Here is a 17,269-nt window from a genome sequence, read left to right as displayed (position 1 = left end):
AAGCGCCTTAGAAGCTCTTCTTCAGCGTCAGCAGCGTGGTCCGGCCGGAGTCGACGACGTCCGAAAGGGCCAGGCTGTCCTTGCCGATATGCGACCAATAGCTGTAGTTCTTCAGCAGGTTGGACACCGACAGGTCGAGCTTGAAGCCGTTGTCGAACGCATAGCCGGCGTGCAGGTCGACGCGGCGCATCGGGCGAACCCAGAGGTCGTCCCAGCCGACGGCGGCCGTACCCAACGCGTCATATCCGGCCACGTAAGCGCCGGTATAGCGGTACATCACGTCGAAGCTGAAGCCGCCCTTCTGGTAGAAGAGCTGGGCGTTGGCCAGCCAGTCGGGCGCATTCTGGATGCGCTTCTCGACGCCCTTGCCCAGGTCGACGCTGGTCCACTGGCGCGTGACGTTGACGCCGACGCCGAGACCGCTGAGCAGGCCCGGCAGGTCCGCGAACTTCTGGCGCAGTTGCATTTCCGCGCCGTAGACGTCGCCGCTGCCCCCGTTGTTCGGCTGGCTGATCGTGGTCTTGCCCTCGGCGAAGGTGTCGCTGTTCACCGAGCTGGAGCCGTTGTCGTACATGTAGTCCGACAGGCGCTTGTAGAAGCCGCCCAGCATGGCGTAGCCGCCCTTGTCGTTGCTCCACTCGCCCGACAGGTCGAGATTGATCGCCTTGATCGGCTTCAGGTTCGGATTACCGCGGGTGATCGAGACGTTGCCGTCGTCGCCGGTCTGGCGGCGCTCGCCGCCCGCCAGCTGGATGAAGGCCGGGCGGGTGTACGAGGTCCACACCGAGCCGCGATAGACGGCCGCGTCGCTGGGGCGCCAGGTCACGAATACGCTGGGCAGAACCTCGTTGTACTCGGTGCTGCTCGTGCTCCAGTTCCCCGTCAGCTCCTTGCCCTTGTCGGTCGGGATCACCCAGTAGAGGTTGTCGATCTTGGTGTGCTCGTAGCGCAGGCCAGGCTGCACCTCGACGTCCCCGAACTGGTAGTCGGCGGCGGCGTAGACCGAAGCCACGGCCTCGTCACCCTTCTGGGTGTTGCAGTTGAAGTTGTTGACGGCGTTCGAGCCGCAGGTGTCGAACGAGGCGTCGGTCTTGTACTTGTAGAAGTACTCGAACAGCTTTTCCTGGTTCACCTTCGGAACGCGCCACTTGTACTGGCCGGGGAACACCTCGTCGTAGTAGCTGGTGGCCAGGCCCAGGCTCTGCCAGGTGAGGCCGCCCTGGCCGATCAGGTTGGCGAAGTGGTCGTTGGTCCAGTCGCGGTTGGTCACGCGGCGGTGGCTGTCGACATACTTGCCGCCCAGCTTGATCCACTGCAGGGCGCGGCCTTCGTAGACACGCTTGGCGTCGAACTTGAAGCCGTACTTCTGCTGGCCGCTGAACTGCTCGGTCAACTGACCGGCGCGGCGAGCCAGAAGGGCGGTGTTGGCGTTGTTCAGGTCGTCATAGATCGTGCTGGTGAACAGCGGATAGGGCAGGTTGTCGGCATAGCCGATCGACAGACCGCCCAGAGGACGGTTGGAGCCCTTGTTGTAGTTGTCGCTCTGGTTGATGCGCGCGGAGGCCTCGATGTGGTTCGGGCGGTCGTTGTTGCCTTCGCTGAAGAAGACCTGCGGCGACAGGGTCCAGTCGCCCAGCGTCTTGTCGAAGCCGGCCTGCAGGGTGGCGAGGTCCGCCTCCTCCGGATTGGTCTCGTACCAGACGCGGGTCGAGATCGCGTCGACGCTCAGCGCGTAGCGACCGCTGCCGGCGACGGTTTCCTTGTAGCTCTTGCTGGTGCTGACGAACTGGCTGAGCGTCGAGTTCTGCTGGGTCTTGGCCTTGGCGTAGGAGCCGCGCAGATAGGCGTCCAGCGTGGTGTCCGGGCGCCAGTTCAGGGTGAAGTTGCCACCCCAACGCTCGGTGTAGCCGTTCGAGACGCCGAAGTTCACGCCCGTCTGGGTGATGTTCTTCTCGGGATCCAGACCCGGATAGCTGACGCCGTCGGCGTTGCGGACCAGATAGCTCCAGCCGCCGTCGTTCTGGGCGGCCATCACGCCGGCCATCTCGCTGTTGGCGTAGTTGCGCTTGTCGTAGAAGGCGCTGGCGTAGACGCCGAAGCTCTGTTCGGGGCCGAACTTCTTGGCCAGTTCGCCCGACACGCCGCCGCCCAGGCCCTTGTCGCCGTAGTCGCGCGCGCGGCTCTCGACACGGCCCGAGGCGGTGATCGCGCCGGAGAAGTCTTCGCGGTAATCGAAGGCCGAGGGCGTGCGGAAGTCGACCGTGCCGCCGATGGCGTCGCCGTCCATATCGGCGGTCGAGGTCTTGTTCAGCACGATGGTGTGCAGACCCGACGGCGGCAGCAGGCTAAGCTGGACCTGGCGGCTGTAGGGCATGCCCTGGGCCACGGTCACGCCATTGATCATGTTGACGTTGAACTCGGCGTTCAGGCCGCGGATCGAGACAAACATGCCTTCGCCGCGCGAGGCCCCGTCGATGCCGCCGAAGAACGAAGAGCCGGTGTTCATCACGTTGACGCTGGGCATCATGCCCAGGGCTTCGGCGACGTTGTGAACGGCGGTGTGCTCCAGGTCCTCGGCCGAGAGGACCGCGATGGCGTTGGCCGCGCGCATCTGGGTCTTGGCCGCGTCGTTGCGCTTGGCGACGATCACCAGGGAGTCGATGGTGTCGGACGGTTCAGCCGCGGCCGCCACCGTGTCGGCCTGGACGCCGCTCGCCCAGGCCAGGCCGAACACCCCGGCTAGCAGGGCCGCCTTGATCGACTTGCCCGCGCGCGCGCGCGGCCGCTTGGCGCCTTCGCCGTTCCACTCTTTCATCACCACACCCCTGACTTGGTTCGCTGTTCGCGACGGCGCGGCTCATACGAGGTCGTTGAGACAGGGGCGTGACATTTCTGCGCGATTTGTCGCGACGCGCACGTCTTTATCGACAAATCCGCACCACTCCTTCAGAATTCCCACAACAATCGGATGGGGCGGAAAGAGGAAGCGGCCATGCTCAAGCGCCAGGACCGCCAGCGCGAGATACTCCGCAAGCTCAAGCCGGGGGAAAGCCGCGCCATCGGCGGCCTGGCCCAGGAGCTGGAAGTCTCCGAGGAGACGATCCGCCGCGAGCTGCGCGTGCTCGAAGCACGCGGCGCGGTGGTGTGGACGCACGGCGCGGTCCAGCTGGCGGCGGTGTCCAGCGAAGGCCCCCACGACCGGCGCATGCAGGAGCATCTGTCGGAGAAAACCCGGATCGCCGCGGCCACCGCGCCCTTCGTGCGCGACGGCGACACCCTGTTCATCGACGCCGGCACCACCGCCTGCTACGTGGCGCGGGCGCTGGCCGGGGTGCGCCGGGAACTGAAGGTGATCACCAACTCTCTGGTCGTGGCCCAGACCCTGGGAGGCCGTGACGGCAACAGCCTGTTCCTGGCCGGCGGCGAGCTCGACTACGACTACAAGGCGTTCTGCGACCACGTGGCCCAGGCCTATGTGGCGCAGTTCACGCCACACCTGGCCATACTGACGGTGGGCGGCGTCCACGCCGTCCATGGCCTGACCGACCGGCACGCCCGCGAGGCGGCCGTGAGCCGGATCATCTACGAGCGCGCCGATCGCGTACTGCTGGCTGCCGACCACAGCAAGTTCGGCCGCCTGGGACTGATCCAAACCGCATCGCCCGAGGAGGTCGACATCCTGGTGACCGACAAGCCGCTGGACGCGCCCTTCGCCGAGGCCTTCCGTCACGCGACCGTCGTCGTCGCGCCCTAGGACGCGTTCATGCTTCGCAAAACCCTGAAACTCGCCCTGGTCCTCACCGTCGCAGCCGCCGCCCTTCCGGTCGCCGCGCGCGCCGCGCCGCCGTCGCTGTGGGTGATGAGCTACAACATTCGCTACGACAATCCCGACGACCGGCCCGACTGGCGCGCGCGTCGCGGGCCGATGGCGCGCCAGATCGCCTTCTTCGCGCCGGACATCCTGGGCCTCCAGGAAGCGCTCTTGCCGATGGTCGCCGATCTCGCCGAAGCGCTGCCGGGTTACGCCCACTACGGCGTCGGCCGCGACGACGGCGGCCCGCGCGGCGAGAGCACGACGATCTTCTACCGCGCCGCGCGGTTCGAGCGGCTGCTGGCCCAGACCCAGTGGTGCTCGCCAACGCCCGACCGCCCCGGCAAAGCGTATGACGCGGCGCTACCCCGAACCTATACCCGGCTCGTGCTGCGCGATCGCGCCAGCGGCGCCCTGCTCGACGTTCGCAACGCGCACCTCGACCACGTGGGGGCCGTCTCGCGAAAGCTGTGCGCCGAGCAGATCCGCGATCAGGCCCCATGGCCTGGAGCGCGGCTGGTCGTGCTGGGCGACTTCAACAGCAAACCCGGCGAAGAGCCCTATCTGGCGCTGACCGACAAGACGACGCCGCTCAAGGATGCGCGCCTGGCGAGCCCGGTGGTCTTCGGTCCAGAAGGCACGTTCAACGACTTCGCACCGGGGGCCGCGCCGTCGGGGCCGATCGACCACATCTTCGTCGATCGCGCCCTAACCGTTCGGCGCTTCGCGACCTTGACCGATACGGACAGCGGCCTGGCGATCTCCGACCATTTCCCCGTGATCGCCGAGATCGCCTTGCCCTTCGCCGGGAAGCGACGCCGGCCCTAGCGGCCGCCCTCAAGCGCGCCGTGCGGCGCCCGAGCCTCGACCCGACCGCTCAAGGCCGGCCGGCGACGCAGGAAGTACAGGCCCGCCAGGATCGTGCACGCCGCGCCCACCAGGCTGGTGGCGTAGATGCTGGCGACGAAGAAACCGAGCCAGTCGAGGGCGACCATGGCCAGGTTGCGCCAGATCAGCAGCGCGACGCTGCCCAGATAGCCGGACGCGTCCGCGACATAGATCAGGAAACCGGCCGTTCCGACCTGCCCGCTATAGGCGACCATCCGGTCGAACAGCATGGCGTTGAACGGCGTGTAGGCCATGTAGAGGCCCGCGCCTGTCAGGATCATCCAGGCCAGCGGCGAGAGCATGTGGGCCTGGAAGGCCAGGGTCGACAGGCCCAGCATGACGAAGCCCGCCAGGATGACGCCGTGCATGACCAGAAGCGCCCTCAGGTTGTCCCGCACCAGCATCACCGCGCCGAGAACGGCCAAGGCGATCACCGCGACCGGCAGTTCGCTGGCGGTGAAGACGTCCGACGCCTCGCCAAAGCCCAGGGCGGTCCAGATCTCGGCGGCGAAGTTGTCGCGGAAGTCCCGCAGCGCCGTCAGCAGGACGTAGGAAAGCACCAGCAGGGCGATGCCCGGCGCATAGGCCGCCAGGAACGCGCGGCGCTGGGCGCCGTTCATCGGGAGCCGACGGACGCGGGCGGCCTCGTCCTCGGCGCTGGGCGGCGGAAGCTGGGTCAGCGCCCAAACCGACACCGCCAGCAGCGGCATGAACACCGCGCCCGTCGCGGCCGGCATCCAGAAGGCCGAGACGTGGAGATCGCTCATCAGCCACTTGCCGACGGACTTCACCACGCCGGACGACAGGATGAAGCTCGCGCACAGGATGGCGCCCAGCACCTCGGAGGTGCGCCGGCCCTCCATGTAGCCGAAGACCAGCCCCCAGATCATGCCCAGCGGCAGGCCGTTCAGGAACAAGGCCAGCACATTCCAGGGCGCAGGAACCACCGCGAAGGCCAGCAGCGCCAGCCAGGACGCCCCGATCAGGCCCAGGATGGCGCCGCCCCGCCGCGCGGGGGCGATCTCTGAGATCACCTTGACCCCGATGAACTTCGACGCCGCGTAGCCTATCACCTGGGCCAGGACGAGGGCGATCTTGTAGTCGATCGCGAAATGCCAGCCCTCGACGACGCCGAAGGTCGCCGCCGCGAACGGCTTGCGGAAGGCGTACATCGAGAAATAGGCGCAGAAGCCCGCGAGGCCGGCGAACAGGGCGAAAGCCAGCGGATGGGCGCGTTCGAGCCAGCGCCGAGGACCAAGGATCATGAAAACGCCCCGCATTGGAGCGTCTTGGTCTATACCACTGACATGTCGGCTCGATGACGGTCTGCGCCCTAGCGGACGCGGATGTCCACGCTGACGGTCAAGGCGTCATGACGCCAGTATTCGCGGTCGAACTCGACCACATTGCCCTGCGCGTCGTAGCAGGTGCGCACAAGGCTCAGCCCCGGCAGACCGGACTTGACGCGCAAGGCCTCGGCCTCGCCGCGTGTGAGGGCGCAAGGGCGCATGTCGACCTTGTTGCGCGCGACGCCGACGCCATAGACCGTCTTCAGGACGCTGGTCAGGGAGCCGTTCAGGTCGTGCTCGATCAGGCCGGGGGCGCGGGCCGCATCGACGATGATGCTCTCGATCAGCACCGCGCGGCCGTCGATCGAGCGGCGGCGGTGGATCCAGTACATCGGCGCGCCCACCGGGCGCGAGAAGATCTGCGACAGCATCGCGTCGCAGGCGATCTCGACCTTGCTCAGCGTCTCGGTCTCGGGGCGCCGGCCCTGGGCCTCGACATAGGACATGAAGCCTTCCCAGCGGGTCGGATCATAGACCACCGGCGGCGGCGAGACATACCAGCCGCTGCGCTCTTTCCGATAAATGACCCCCTCGGCCTCGAGCTGGAAAAGGGCCTCCCGCACCGTCCCGCGGGCCACGCCGCCGCCGAGCTGCAACTGGCGCTCGGAGGGAAGCCGTTCGCCGGGCTTGAACTCTCCAGCCATGATGCGGGCGGCGATGTCGTCGCGCACGCCGATATACTGGAGACTGTCGGGCTGTTGCATCGAACGACCTAGCCGGCGGTCGAATCCCGCCGGCCGCAAGGATGGGAGGGGGGCCTGCCTGGGTCAAGGAACCCGATAGCGGTTCCGGCGGCGCCACGTGAGCGTGTCACGAAAGGTTCGTCATTAAGCGCTTCAATCTGGTCTATACCAAATCGGACTGGAGGAGACGGCCCATGGCGACCGACCGACGCTCGTTCCTGCGCGCCGCCGCGGCCGGGGCCGCCTCCGGGCTTTTGCCCGCGACCGTCGCCCGCGCCTTGGCCATCCCGGCCCGCCATCGGACCGGCACGATCATGGACGTCGAGCACGTGGTGATCTTCATGCAGGAGAACCGCGCGTTCGATCACTATTTCGGCACGTTGAACGGCGTTCGCGGCTTTGGCGATCCGCGGCCGCAGCGCCTGCCGGGGGGAAGCTCGGTCTGGCGCCAGCCCAGCCGCGAGCATCCTGACGGCTTCGTCGCCCCGTTCCACGGCGACGCCTCGGCCACCAACGCCTATACGGTCGACGGCTCAGAGCAGGGCCACCAGGGGGCGACCACCATCGTCAACGGCGGACGCTACGACCAGTGGGGTCACTCCGGCGAGCTGCATAAGCGGATGGTCTACTACAAGGCCTCCGACCTGCCCTTCTATCACGCGCTGGCCAGCGCCTTCACGATCTGCGACGCCTACCACTGCTCGACCCTGACCCAGACCTACCCCAATCGCCTGCACCTCTGGACCGGCTGCAACGGCGGCGGGAAGGTCGGCGGCGATCCGGAGATGACCAACTACGGCGAGGACGAAACCCCCAGCGCCGACATGGCCGAGGACAAGGTCATGGCCAAGGGGCCCTATGACTGGACCACCTATGCCGAGCGCCTGGAGGCCGCGGGGGTCAGCTGGAAGGTCTATCAGGAGTACGACAACTTCGGCGACAACATCCTGTCGGTTTTCAAGCCGTTCCGCCCCTGCGCCAAGGACTCGCCGCTGTACGCCCGCGGGCGCTCGTGGGTCTCAGAGCACAAGACCGGCGCCGATCGCACCCGATCGGACGGCGAGCAACTGGTCGAGGCCTTCCGCGCTGATGTCGCCGCCGACCGCCTGCCGCAAGTCTCGTGGATCGTCACGGCCGCCGACCTATCGGAACATCCGCAGGCCGAGCCCTCCAAGGGCGAGCACGTCTGCGCCGAGCTGGTCAAGGCGCTGGTCGACCACCCCGAGGTCTTCGCCAAGACCGTGTTCATCGTCAACTACGACGAGGCTGGCGGCTTCTACGACCACATGCAGCCGCCGATGCCGCCGCTGACCGCCGAGCAGGGCTGGAGCTCGGTGTCGGTCGCCGGCGAGAGCAAGGACTACGGCCAGGCCGACGTGGTCAACAAGGGCGCGCATCCGCTGGGCCTGGGCATCCGTGTCCCGGCCATCATCGTCTCGCCCTGGACGCGCGGCGGCTTCGTCTGTTCGGAGGTGTTCGATCACACCTCGACCCTGCGGTTCCTGGAGCGGCGCTTTGGCGTGCGCGAAGAGAACATCAGCGACTGGCGCCGGACGGTCTGCGGCGACCTGACCTCGGCCTTCGACTTCGCCGCGCCGAACCAGGATTGGACGGCCCTGACGCTGCCGGCGACGGCCGACTACATGAAGCGCGTGGCGCGATCCAAGGCCGCCCCGACCTTGCGAATTCCCGCCATCCAGACAGCCTCCGCCCAAGACGGCGCGCAACGCGGCGCTCGCGCCCTGCCCTACCTGCTGTCGGCCGACGCGCGGGTGAAGGACGGCCGGGTCTGGATCGATCTGGTCAACGCCGGTCGCGCCGGGGCCGTGTTCCAGGTGTTCGACAACACCGACCGGGACGGACCGTGGCGCTTCACCCTGGCCGCCGGCCAGGCCTACGCCGCGGGCCATTGGAACCGCCCCGGCCGCGCTCCAGGCCCCTACGATCTCACCGTCCACGGCCCCAATGGCTTCTATCGTCGCTTCGCCGGGGACACCTCGCGACCCCAGCCCGCGATCAAGGTCCTGCCCGATGCGCGGGCGCGCCTGGTGCTGCGGCTGGCCAGCGAGCAGGCCGGACAGGTGATCGCCCAGATGGACGAGGCCTATCCCCTGTCCGACGGACAAGCGCGCCAGACCCTGGCGCTGAAGGCCGCGCGTGGGATCGAGGCCGCCTGGGACCTGCGCGGCAGCGATCACTGGTACGACCTGACCCTGACCCACGCGGACGATCCCGCCTTCCTCCAGCGCCTGGCCGGCCATATCGAAACCGGCCAGGCCAGCCGCACCGATCCCGGCATCGGGCGCATGCGCCTGTAGCCGCTCTCTGATGGACATCGCATGACCGCCAACACCCCGGCCGATACGTTCCTGGCCGAGATCACCGACCTGTTCTCCCGCCTCGGCGACCTGCACTATGGCGAGGACGTCAGCCAGATGGACCACGCCCTGCAGACGGCCCTGCACGCAGAGTTGGACGGCGCTGCGCCCGCCCTGGTCGTCGCCGCCCTGCTGCACGACGTCGGCCACCTGATGCAGAAGATCGGCGAAGACGCCGCCGACCGCGGCATCGACACGCGCCACGAGCAGATCGGGGCCGGCTATCTGGCCCGCGGCTTCGGCCCTGAGGTGACCGAACCGATCCGCCTGCATGTGGCCGCCAAGCGCTATCGCGTCGCGGTGGATCCGGGCTACGCCAGCCGCCTCAGCCCCGCCTCGCAACAGAGCCTGGCCCTGCAGGGCGGCCCGATGAGCCCTGACGAGATCAAGGTCTTCCTGGCCAATCCGTACGCCGCCCCGGCGCGAAAGCTCCGCGACTACGACGAGGCCGGCAAGGCCCTGGAAGCCGAGGTCGCAAGCTTCGAGAGCTATCGCGACCTGATGCGCGGCCTGATCGACCAGGCGGGCAAGCTTTAGGAAGGCCGCTCGCCCCGCGCGATCCGGGCTTCGATCTCGGCCAGCACCGGGCCCAGCTCGGCGACCGTCTCGACCACATAATGCGCGTCGGCGTTCGCCAGGGCCTGGGCGGACGCGGCGACGCGGGCGGCGCGGTCCTCGGCCGGCAGGTCGCTCAGCGCCTCCTGGCTCAAGCCCACGCCATTGCCGGACGCCGAAAGACCGATGGTCCAGGCGCCGGCCTCACGCCCTTCGGCGATCCCCACGACCGCGTCGTCGACCTTCACGCACGCGCGCGCCGGCCACGCGCCCAGGTCCACAAGCGCCTTCCACATCATCAGGGGCGAGGGGCGTCCTTCGCGGGTCTCGCCGGCGCAGACCACGACGTCCGGCGCGTAGCCTTGCTCGGCCGCCAGCGCCAGGATGTCGGCCATCATCGGGCGGGTGTAGCCGGTCGAAGACCCGATCCGCACGCCGCGCGCGCGAAGGTCGGCGACCAGGGACGCCGCGCCCGGGATCAAGGCGGCGCAGTCGCGGGCGGCCGCCCGCATCCGGGGCTCGACGGCGTCGTGCAGGCGATCGACATCGTGTTCGCCGGCGGCCTGGCCATGGCGCAAGCGCCACGCCTCACCGACGCGCGGGGCCGCCAGCAGAGCCCGGATATGGTCGCGCTTGGCGCGGCCCATGTCGCGCCGCGCCTCGGCCTCGGTGATCTCGACGCCGGCCTCGGCGAACACCGCCTGCAAGGCCAGCACCGGCGCGCGGCAGCCGAAGTCCACCATGGTGCCGGCCCAGTCGAAGATCACGGCGCGGATCGGGCTCTGGGTCACGCGAAGGCTCCTTGCGGCAGGTCGAACAGGTCGGCGATCACCGTCTCGGCGAGGCCGAACGCCGTCGAGGCGCCGGTCCCGCCGGTCACGACGACCAGCCGCACCTCCGGCATCGGCGTCTCGACCAGGCTATGGCCGGCGGCCGAGGCGTAGGTCCCGGTCCAGCGCTCCAGTACCGGTGGCCACGCCTGGCCGAACACCTGGGCGAACTCGTCCAGGATCAGGGCGTCGACGTCGTCGCGCCCGAACGGATCGGGCGTCGGCGCATAGTGATGGCTGTCGCCCACCACCAGCGAGCCGTCGGCGCTCTGGGCGACGATCAGGTGGACGCCGTGCTCCAGATGCGCGGGCTGCTCGACCTCGAGGCGCGCGCGCAGGGCCCCGGCTTCCGGCAGGTCGGCGTAGCCCAGATAGCGCACGAGTCCGAGGTCGGACATGACCGGCGACGGCAGGCGCCAGCCCGGATCGGCCAGCCGCAGCATCTGCAGCTTGCAGCGCGTGACGCCCGCGCGGGCGAAGGCGTCGGGGAACAGGGTGACCAGATCGTCGCCCGGGCAGACGACGATGGCGTCCGCTTGGATGACGCCGGCGGAGGTCTCCAGTCGTCCGGTCTCGACGCCGCGCACGGCCACCCCGCGCAGGATGGTGACGCCGCGCGCCGCCTCGAGCCAGGCCGCCAGGCCTGGGATGGCGGTGCGCGACTCCACGCGCAGGTCGACACTGCTGGTCAGCGCGCCGAGGACCTGCCCGGCCATCGGCAACCGATCCCCCAGCGCCGCGGCGTCGCGCCAGGCGCAGCCTTCGGCCATCTCCGTCCGTAGAAAGGCGTCGAGCACCGTCTTCGCCTCGGGACGCCGTGCGACCATGGTCAGGCCGCGCTGGAGGACCTCGACGCCGGCCTCGGCGGCGACTTCGCGCCACACATCCGCCGAGCGGCGCGCGTGGTTCCAGACCACGCCCCGCGCCTGGCCGGTGACGGTCACGAAGCCGAAATTGCGCACAGAGGCGCCATTGGCCTGGGCGTCGCGATCGACCACGACGACCCGCTTGCCCAGCCGCGCGGCGGCCAGGGCGTGGGCCAGCCCCACGACGCCCGCGCCGACGACGGCGACGTCGAAACCTTGTTTCAAGACAGACCTTCCCTTTGGCGCGCCGCGTCCAGATCGACCAGATGCTGCAGCACGCGCTTGTCCAGCACCAGCAGCGCGCCGGCGCCGTTGGTGCGCATCACGAGACCCTCCGCCAGCGGACGAGCCGCCTGCCCGAACGCGCCGGCCAGATGCTGGAATTCAGCCGCCGCGCGACCATTAACGCCGTGCAAGGCGCACAGCTGGCGCCAGTCGAAGACGAAGCTCTCGAGAAGCTGGCTGAACAGCGCGGCGCGTTGGCGAACGTCAGGCGTATCGACCGCCAGGGCGAGCTCTTCGCGCAGATCATCGAGCAGCCACTGGACCTCGGCCGCCGGCATGATGACCGTCCGATCGTTGACCTCGGTCAGCAGCGGATGACGCGCGGCAGGATCCCAGCCCACCTTGCGCCATTGGGCGCGCGGCGGCGGCGAAGCGTTGACGAACCGCCAGAAGGCCGCCGTGCCCGTCGTGTCGGCCACCAGATGAATCCGCTCGCCGCCCGCCTTGTTCTCGACGTGGTGGCGCCGCCAGTTGTCGAACACCCAGGCCTCGCCCGGGCCCATGTGGACGACCTCGCCATCGCAGTGAAAGCGAACTTCCGGCCAGGTCTGGACGGGAATATGCAGCCGCACGCGCGTGTGCCAATGGTAGTTGATGTCGGCGTGTTCCGGCACGCCCGCGCCCGGCGCCAGACGCATCAGCCGCGACCGGCTCCAGACCACGCCGAAGCCCGCCAGCGCCTGCTTCAGATACGGCATGGCCTCCAGCCAAGGCGTCGGCGCCATGCGGCCTTGAACGCCGTCGGTCTCGCCGCCGCCGGGGGTGATCAGCCGGACGGCGCTGTTGCCGGGCGCCTGATCCGGATGCGCCACCCAGGCCTCGGGCGGCAGGGCGGCGACCTCGGCCTGCAGCCGCGTGACATCGAACAGCAGGGGCAACTGGAAGAAGGGGCGTGAGAGCCGCATGGGTCAGGCCGTCTCCGTCATCGCATCGCCCAGGGCCGCGCGCAGCGGCGCGAGCCAGGGCTCGTAACGCTTCCATTGCTCAAGACCCTCGCGGCCGATCGGCTGGCGCACCTGCTCGGCGCTGGGCGTGCGGATGCCGCGACGGGTCTGGTGGAAGTTCAGGCATGACGGCTCGAAGGCCAGTCCGCCGTGCGCGAGCATCCGCCGGGTGGCGGCTTCCAGGTCCTCGACCACGTCCTCGTAACGAACGCGCAGCACCCGTCCGGGCAGCACGGTGTCCCAGTGGCGCATCAGATCGCGATAGATCCGATAGTAGCCGCCGATGTCTTCGAGGCTGTAGGTGAACTCCTGGTGGGTCGTGCCGAACAGCTGCTTGAAGTTGCTGAAGCCGCAGGCCATCGGCTCGCGCCGCACATCCAGAATCGTCGCACGCGGCAGAATCAGGTGGATCAGCCCGATGTGCCAGAAATTGTTGGGCATCTTGTCGATGAAGAACGCCCGCCCCAGGCGGCGGTAGGCGCGCGTCTCCTGCAAGAAGCGATCACCCAGGGCGCGCGCCTCGCCGGCCGTCAGATCCAGCAGCGCCTCAGGACGGACCGGCAAGCCGCAGTCCGGGTCACAGCCGCAGAGCTCGCCAGCGTAGCGGCCGATCTCGGTCAGCTCATGCGTGCCCTCGACCTGGGAATGGGACGCCAGGATCTGCTCGATCAGCGTCGAGCCCGAGCGGGGCAGGCCCACTACGAAGATCGGCGCCGGATCGTCCAAGCCCCAACCTTGGCGTTGTGTGAAGACGTCCGCCGTCAGGGTCTGTTTCAGACGCTCGGCGCAGCGTTCCGCCACATCCTGCCGATAGCGGCTCGAGGCGCGCCGCAGCGCGTTGCCCCGCGCGTAGAAGGCCCAGGAGGTCGCGTGGTCGCCCTGATCCTCGCACGCCTTTCCCAAGGCGAAGCGCAGATAGACGCGGTCCATGTCGGCCAGCCCCGGCCGCGCCTCGGCCGCGCGCATGCGGACGACGTCGTCGTCGGTGAAACGATGGGTCTTGAGATTGGCCAAGCTGAACCAGGCGACGCCGTGGTCCGGCCGCACGGACAAGGCGGCGCGATAGTCGGCGATGGCCTCGGCGCCGCGTCCCATCGCCTTCAGCGCGTTGGCCCGCCAAAGACGCAGGTCGGCGATCTCGTCCGCGGACTCGCACGGTCCCGCCAGCAGGCGCGCATAGAGGTCGATCACCGGCTCGAAGTCGCCCAGGCCAAGGCAGGCCGCACCGTACAGCTTCAGGAGGTCGCGGCTGTCCGGCGCGTCGACCAGCAGCCGCTCGGCTTGCCGCCGGGCCAGCAGGTGCTTCTGCCCTTGGAGCAAGACCATGGCGTAGTCGAAGCGCGCCTCACGATAGTCCGGCGCCTCGTCGAGGATCGCCGCCAACAGAGCCTCGGCGTCAGCCAGGGCGCCGCGCTCCAGCCGAATGCGGGCCAGCAGGCGCAAGGCCCCGACGGTCTCACCGGTCTCGCGCAGATGATCGGTCAGCACCGCTTCGGCCGGCTCAAGATCGCCGTCCGCGAGCAGGCTCTGGGCCATGACGATTGGAGGCGGCAGTTGCTTCAGCGCGGCCAGGCGCTGGGCCGCGACGCCGGCCTCCGCCAGGTCTCCGGCCAGGCGATGCAGTTGCTCAAGCATGTCCCAGCTGGCCGGCAGCGCCGGGTTCAGGCGGACAGCTTCGCGCAGGGCGACGATCGCTCCGGCGCCATCGCCCTGGGCTACCAGGCAGTGTCCACGCTCCTGGTGGAGACGGCTGAAACGCGGATATTCCGTATACAGATAGTCAAGCATCGCCAGGGCCTCGGCGACCCGCCGTTGCTCCCGCAGCGCACGCGCCTGGCGCAACGTCGCCTCGCGCGCCTCCAGGTCCCGCGGCGAGATCACGGCGCGGCGCTCGCGCTCAGGAACGGCGCGAGCCAGTCGGGATCGGGCTGGTCGGCGTCGTAGTACTCGAAGATCAGGTGAATACGATCGGTCTCTCCGTCGTTGCGCACCCAGTGGGGGCCAAGATTGTCGACCTCCACCGCCTCGCCGACGGGGAAGTGATGCTCGGTCCCGCCGAAGAACGACACCACGCCGGGATTGGTCGTCAGCGGCACGTGGATCTTATGCGGCCACTTGGCGGCCGGATTGGCGTCGATATGCGGGTGGATCACCCCGCCCGCCGGCATCCTGGCCAGCATCACCCGGGGAAAGACACCTCGCGCGTAGCCGTAGTCGGCAACCGCTTGGGCGAGCACCGGTTCCAAACGGCGGCGCCACGACGCCCAGGCGGGGCGGTCGTGCGAGCCGCGCCAGTCGCGCGGGCTGTCGACGAAGCGAAAGACGATGTGCCGCGTCGCGTCCAGCACCTCGAACCGGTTGGGCTTGGCGGCGTTCTCCGCGGCCCAAACCGGCTCCGGGATCGCCAGGACGGCGGCGCGCAGGGCGGCGATATCGACAGTACCGAGCCGACGGACCGCTCGGGTCTTGCGAGGATTTGGCGTCAGCTCGGACCGCGCGGGGCTCATCGCGCCCCCTCGAAGTCGTAGCCGAAGAGCTCCAGGTCCTGGGCGTAGCGCGCGGCGACGCCGTCGATCAGGGCCTGGTCGTAATAGTCGCGATAGTCCGCGTGCGCGGTGCTGTTGACCCGGTCCAGCGGACGCGGGGCGATGCCGATGCGCGCGCAGATCGCGTCATACGAGCCCTGCATGTCCTCGACCCGGCCGATCTGGTCGGCCAGCAGGGTCTCGCCGTCGTCATCGACCAGCAGCCAGGCCTGGGGCTGAAACAGGATGTGGCCCTCGGGCGGATCCACGAACAGGAAGTGGCGCATCGCCTCCCGGGGCTGGCGCTGGAAGACGTCGCCGCCGCGGAGCATGAAGGCGCAGTAGGAGACGAAGCGGTCGAACGGATTGCGCACGAACGCGAACTTGAAATAGGCGGCGAAGGCCTCTTCGCCCAGGTATGGCCGCACCTGGCGCAGCGACAGGTGGCCGTGCTGGATCGCCGCCAGGTCGCTCCACGGGAAGCGCTTGTTGACGAACAGACCGACCTGCTCGACGTCCTCTTCCCCCATCCGCTCGCGCAAGGCCTGGCGCACCGCATGGGTGCCAGTCTTGGGCACGGCGGCGAAGATGAAGCGGTGGCGATGGGAGACGATCACGTTGGAGCCCACGCAGAAGAGGGGCGCCCCTTCCCGCCGGGGAGGGCGGGTCGGGGCGCGATATCAATAAAGTCCAGTCGTCCTAGAACTTGTAGCGGAGGCCGACCATGTAGGTCGTACCGCTCTGGGTCTGGTTGTAGAGATACTCGTTCTGACCCCAGAACTGGGTGTCCTTCTGGTTCGTCAGGTTGATCGCGTTCAGCGTCACCTGCAGCGCGCTCGAGACGTTGTAGAAGGCCGAGGCGTCGACATAGGTCGATCCCTGGAACCCGCGCGTGCTGGCGCTCATCGGGTTGTCGCTGTGGCCGCTGAACCACTTGTTGCGGTGGCTCATGGAGCCCCGCAGACCCCACTGGTCGGTCTCGTAATAGAGCGTGGCGTTGTAGCTGGTGTTCGAGATCCCGGTGAGCGCCTCGTCGGCGTCCACATAGGTGTAGTTAACGACCGCGCCCAGCTTGTCGAACGGCGCGGGCAGGAACGAGAACTGGCCTTGCGCCGCCAGTTCGACGCCGGTCAGGTCCTTCGTGCCGGCGACGTTGATCGGCATGTCGAACTCTTTGACGATCGAGTTGGCCGTGGCGCCCGGGATCGTCGTGTAGGGCACGCCCGTCTGGCTGAACGGAATGTTCTCCAGCGTCTGGCTGCCGATGAAGTTCTTGATGCTCTTGTGGAACACGCTGGCCGACAGCATGCCGTCCTGGCCGAAGTAGTATTCGGCCGCGATGTCCAGGGTGGTGTCCTTGAAGGGCTTCAGGTTGGGATTGCCGCGCGAGGCGGTGATGTCGCCGCTGTCGGACTGGAACGCGCTGCCCTTGGCCGCCATCGAGCCCAGGCTCGGACGGTTCAGGTTCTGGGTGGCGGCGAAGCGCACTTGGATTTCAGGCGTCAGCTCCACCACGGTGTTCAGGGCCGGCAGGACGCCGGAATAGCTGCCCTTCACATCGGTGGTGCCCAGATAGGCGTAGCTGTCGCCCTGGATCCAGCCGGCGCCGTGCGTATCGGTCTGATAGCCGCGCAGGCCGATATTGCCGCGGAACCGCTTGCCCATCAGCTGGCTGTCCCAGTCCGCCTGCACATACTCGGACACCGTCTTTTCCGAAGTCTCGTAGACGTTCTCGATGTCCTGAAGCGCGCCGCCCGTGCCATCCTTGTTGGGGCCGAAGCGGTGGTACTCGTTGTACTTGGCGAAGGTCTTCTCGTAGTCCCCGACCAGCCACGAGCCGAACTCGTTGCTGAACACGCTGGTGATGTCGGCGACCGACTTGCCGCGCATCTTCGAGCGGGTGCCGTTGACGTTGTCGTCATAGAACAGGTCGCGGCCGCCCTGGGTGAACTTGTGGTAGGCGACGCCCGCGCGCAGCGTCCACACGTCGTTCAGCTCGTACTTGGCGTTCAAAACGCCTTCCTTCAGCTTCGACTGGTTGTTGAAGCCCCGGTAATAGAAGGAATCCAGCGCGTAGTGTCCGCCGTCAGCGCCCATGAGACAGATTGAGGGTTCCGTTTAGAGGAGGGTTTTGGTCTCGTCGAAGTGACGAAGG

14 protein-coding genes are annotated in these 17,269 nt (G+C 68.3%); 4 read left to right on the top strand and 10 right to left on the bottom strand.

Going from position 1 to position 17,269, the window contains the following annotated elements:
- Positions 1–7: 7 nt before the first annotated feature.
- Complete coding sequence (locus DI526_RS05090) at positions 8–2,815, bottom strand: TonB-dependent receptor (RefSeq protein WP_304274891.1); 2,808 nt, start codon at positions 2,813–2,815, stop codon at positions 8–10.
- Between the two features lie 177 nt (positions 2,816–2,992).
- Here DI526_RS05090 and DI526_RS05085 point away from each other — a divergent pair, with 177 nt between their 5' ends.
- Positions 2,993–3,754 carry a DeoR/GlpR family DNA-binding transcription regulator gene (locus tag DI526_RS05085; RefSeq protein WP_304274889.1) on the top strand — a complete coding sequence of 254 codons (762 nt, stop codon included), beginning with the start codon at positions 2,993–2,995 and terminating at the stop codon, positions 3,752–3,754.
- A gap of 9 nt (positions 3,755–3,763) precedes the next feature.
- Positions 3,764–4,639 carry an endonuclease/exonuclease/phosphatase family protein gene (locus tag DI526_RS05080; protein WP_304274886.1) on the top strand — a complete coding sequence of 292 codons (876 nt, stop codon included), beginning with the start codon at positions 3,764–3,766 and terminating at the stop codon, positions 4,637–4,639.
- On the opposite strand, the gene DI526_RS05075 is transcribed toward DI526_RS05080, so the two are convergent.
- On the bottom strand, positions 4,636–5,964 hold the full coding sequence (locus tag DI526_RS05075; protein ID WP_304274884.1) for a DUF5690 family protein: 1,329 nt from the start codon (positions 5,962–5,964) through the stop codon (positions 4,636–4,638). The two genes, DI526_RS05080 and DI526_RS05075, sit on opposite strands and share 4 nt — an antisense overlap.
- Positions 5,965–6,032: 68 nt before the next feature.
- Positions 6,033–6,752 (bottom strand): UTRA domain-containing protein, encoded by a 720-nt coding sequence (locus DI526_RS05070; protein WP_304274882.1) that lies wholly within the window; start codon positions 6,750–6,752, stop codon positions 6,033–6,035.
- Between the two features lie 173 nt (positions 6,753–6,925).
- Here DI526_RS05070 and DI526_RS05065 point away from each other — a divergent pair, with 173 nt between their 5' ends.
- Positions 6,926–9,049: a phosphocholine-specific phospholipase C gene (locus DI526_RS05065; RefSeq protein ID WP_304274879.1), complete on the top strand. Its 2,124-nt coding sequence runs from the start codon at positions 6,926–6,928 to the stop codon at positions 9,047–9,049.
- A gap of 21 nt (positions 9,050–9,070) precedes the next feature.
- Positions 9,071–9,646, top strand: coding sequence for an HD domain-containing protein (locus DI526_RS05060; protein ID WP_304274874.1), 576 nt, complete (start codon positions 9,071–9,073; stop codon positions 9,644–9,646).
- On the opposite strand, the gene phnX is transcribed toward DI526_RS05060, so the two are convergent.
- From phnX to DI526_RS05025, 7 genes are all read right to left on the bottom strand, one after another.
- On the bottom strand, positions 9,643–10,455 hold the full coding sequence (gene phnX / locus DI526_RS05055) for a phosphonoacetaldehyde hydrolase (protein ID WP_304274871.1): 813 nt from the start codon (positions 10,453–10,455) through the stop codon (positions 9,643–9,645). The genes DI526_RS05060 and phnX overlap by 4 nt on opposite strands.
- Entirely contained in the window at positions 10,452–11,585 is a 1,134-nt protein-coding gene (locus DI526_RS05050; RefSeq protein ID WP_304274869.1) for a TIGR03364 family FAD-dependent oxidoreductase, read from the bottom strand. Before DI526_RS05050 ends, phnX begins: the two co-directional genes overlap by 4 nt.
- Complete coding sequence (locus tag DI526_RS05045; RefSeq protein WP_304274868.1) at positions 11,582–12,550, bottom strand: aspartyl/asparaginyl beta-hydroxylase domain-containing protein; 969 nt, start codon at positions 12,548–12,550, stop codon at positions 11,582–11,584. Before DI526_RS05045 ends, DI526_RS05050 begins: the two co-directional genes overlap by 4 nt.
- Positions 12,551–12,553: 3 nt before the next feature.
- Entirely contained in the window at positions 12,554–14,470 is a 1,917-nt protein-coding gene (locus DI526_RS05040) for a tetratricopeptide repeat-containing sulfotransferase family protein (protein WP_304274866.1), read from the bottom strand.
- The gene (locus DI526_RS05035; protein ID WP_304274861.1) at positions 14,467–15,096 is read right to left on the bottom strand and encodes an aspartyl/asparaginyl beta-hydroxylase domain-containing protein; all 630 of its coding nucleotides are present in this window, start codon (positions 15,094–15,096) and stop codon (positions 14,467–14,469) included. The genes DI526_RS05040 and DI526_RS05035 overlap by 4 nt, the downstream gene beginning before the upstream one ends.
- Complete coding sequence (locus DI526_RS05030) at positions 15,093–15,731, bottom strand: sulfotransferase family 2 domain-containing protein (protein ID WP_304274858.1); 639 nt, start codon at positions 15,729–15,731, stop codon at positions 15,093–15,095. The genes DI526_RS05035 and DI526_RS05030 overlap by 4 nt, the downstream gene beginning before the upstream one ends.
- 82 nt (positions 15,732–15,813) lie before the next feature.
- Positions 15,814–17,211, bottom strand: coding sequence for a TonB-dependent receptor (locus DI526_RS05025; RefSeq protein ID WP_369691887.1), 1,398 nt, complete (start codon positions 17,209–17,211; stop codon positions 15,814–15,816).
- Between the last annotated feature and the right edge of the window lie 58 nt (positions 17,212–17,269).

The sequence above is a fragment of the Caulobacter segnis genome (genome assembly GCF_003243465.1).
Classification (GTDB): Bacteria; Pseudomonadota; Alphaproteobacteria; order Caulobacterales; family Caulobacteraceae; genus Caulobacter; species Caulobacter segnis_A.
This window is presented reverse-complemented; position numbering and strand designations above follow the sequence as displayed.

Coding starts and splice junctions, on each gene's coding strand:
- DI526_RS05060 (WP_304274874.1), top strand. CDS start 9,071: ATGACCGCCAACACCCCGGCCGATACGTTCCTGGCCGAGATCACCGAC.
- DI526_RS05075 (WP_304274884.1), bottom strand. CDS start 5,964: ATGATCCTTGGTCCTCGGCGCTGGCTCGAACGCGCCCATCCGCTGGCT.
- DI526_RS05035 (WP_304274861.1), bottom strand. CDS start 15,096: ATGAGCCCCGCGCGGTCCGAGCTGACGCCAAATCCTCGCAAGACCCGA.
- DI526_RS05085 (WP_304274889.1), top strand. CDS start 2,993: ATGCTCAAGCGCCAGGACCGCCAGCGCGAGATACTCCGCAAGCTCAAG.
- DI526_RS05080 (WP_304274886.1), top strand. CDS start 3,764: ATGCTTCGCAAAACCCTGAAACTCGCCCTGGTCCTCACCGTCGCAGCC.
- DI526_RS05070 (WP_304274882.1), bottom strand. CDS start 6,752: ATGCAACAGCCCGACAGTCTCCAGTATATCGGCGTGCGCGACGACATC.
- DI526_RS05090 (WP_304274891.1), bottom strand. CDS start 2,815: ATGAAAGAGTGGAACGGCGAAGGCGCCAAGCGGCCGCGCGCGCGCGCG.
- DI526_RS05065 (WP_304274879.1), top strand. CDS start 6,926: ATGGCGACCGACCGACGCTCGTTCCTGCGCGCCGCCGCGGCCGGGGCC.
- DI526_RS05045 (WP_304274868.1), bottom strand. CDS start 12,550: ATGCGGCTCTCACGCCCCTTCTTCCAGTTGCCCCTGCTGTTCGATGTC.
- DI526_RS05025 (WP_369691887.1), bottom strand. CDS start 17,211: ATGGGCGCTGACGGCGGACACTACGCGCTGGATTCCTTCTATTACCGG.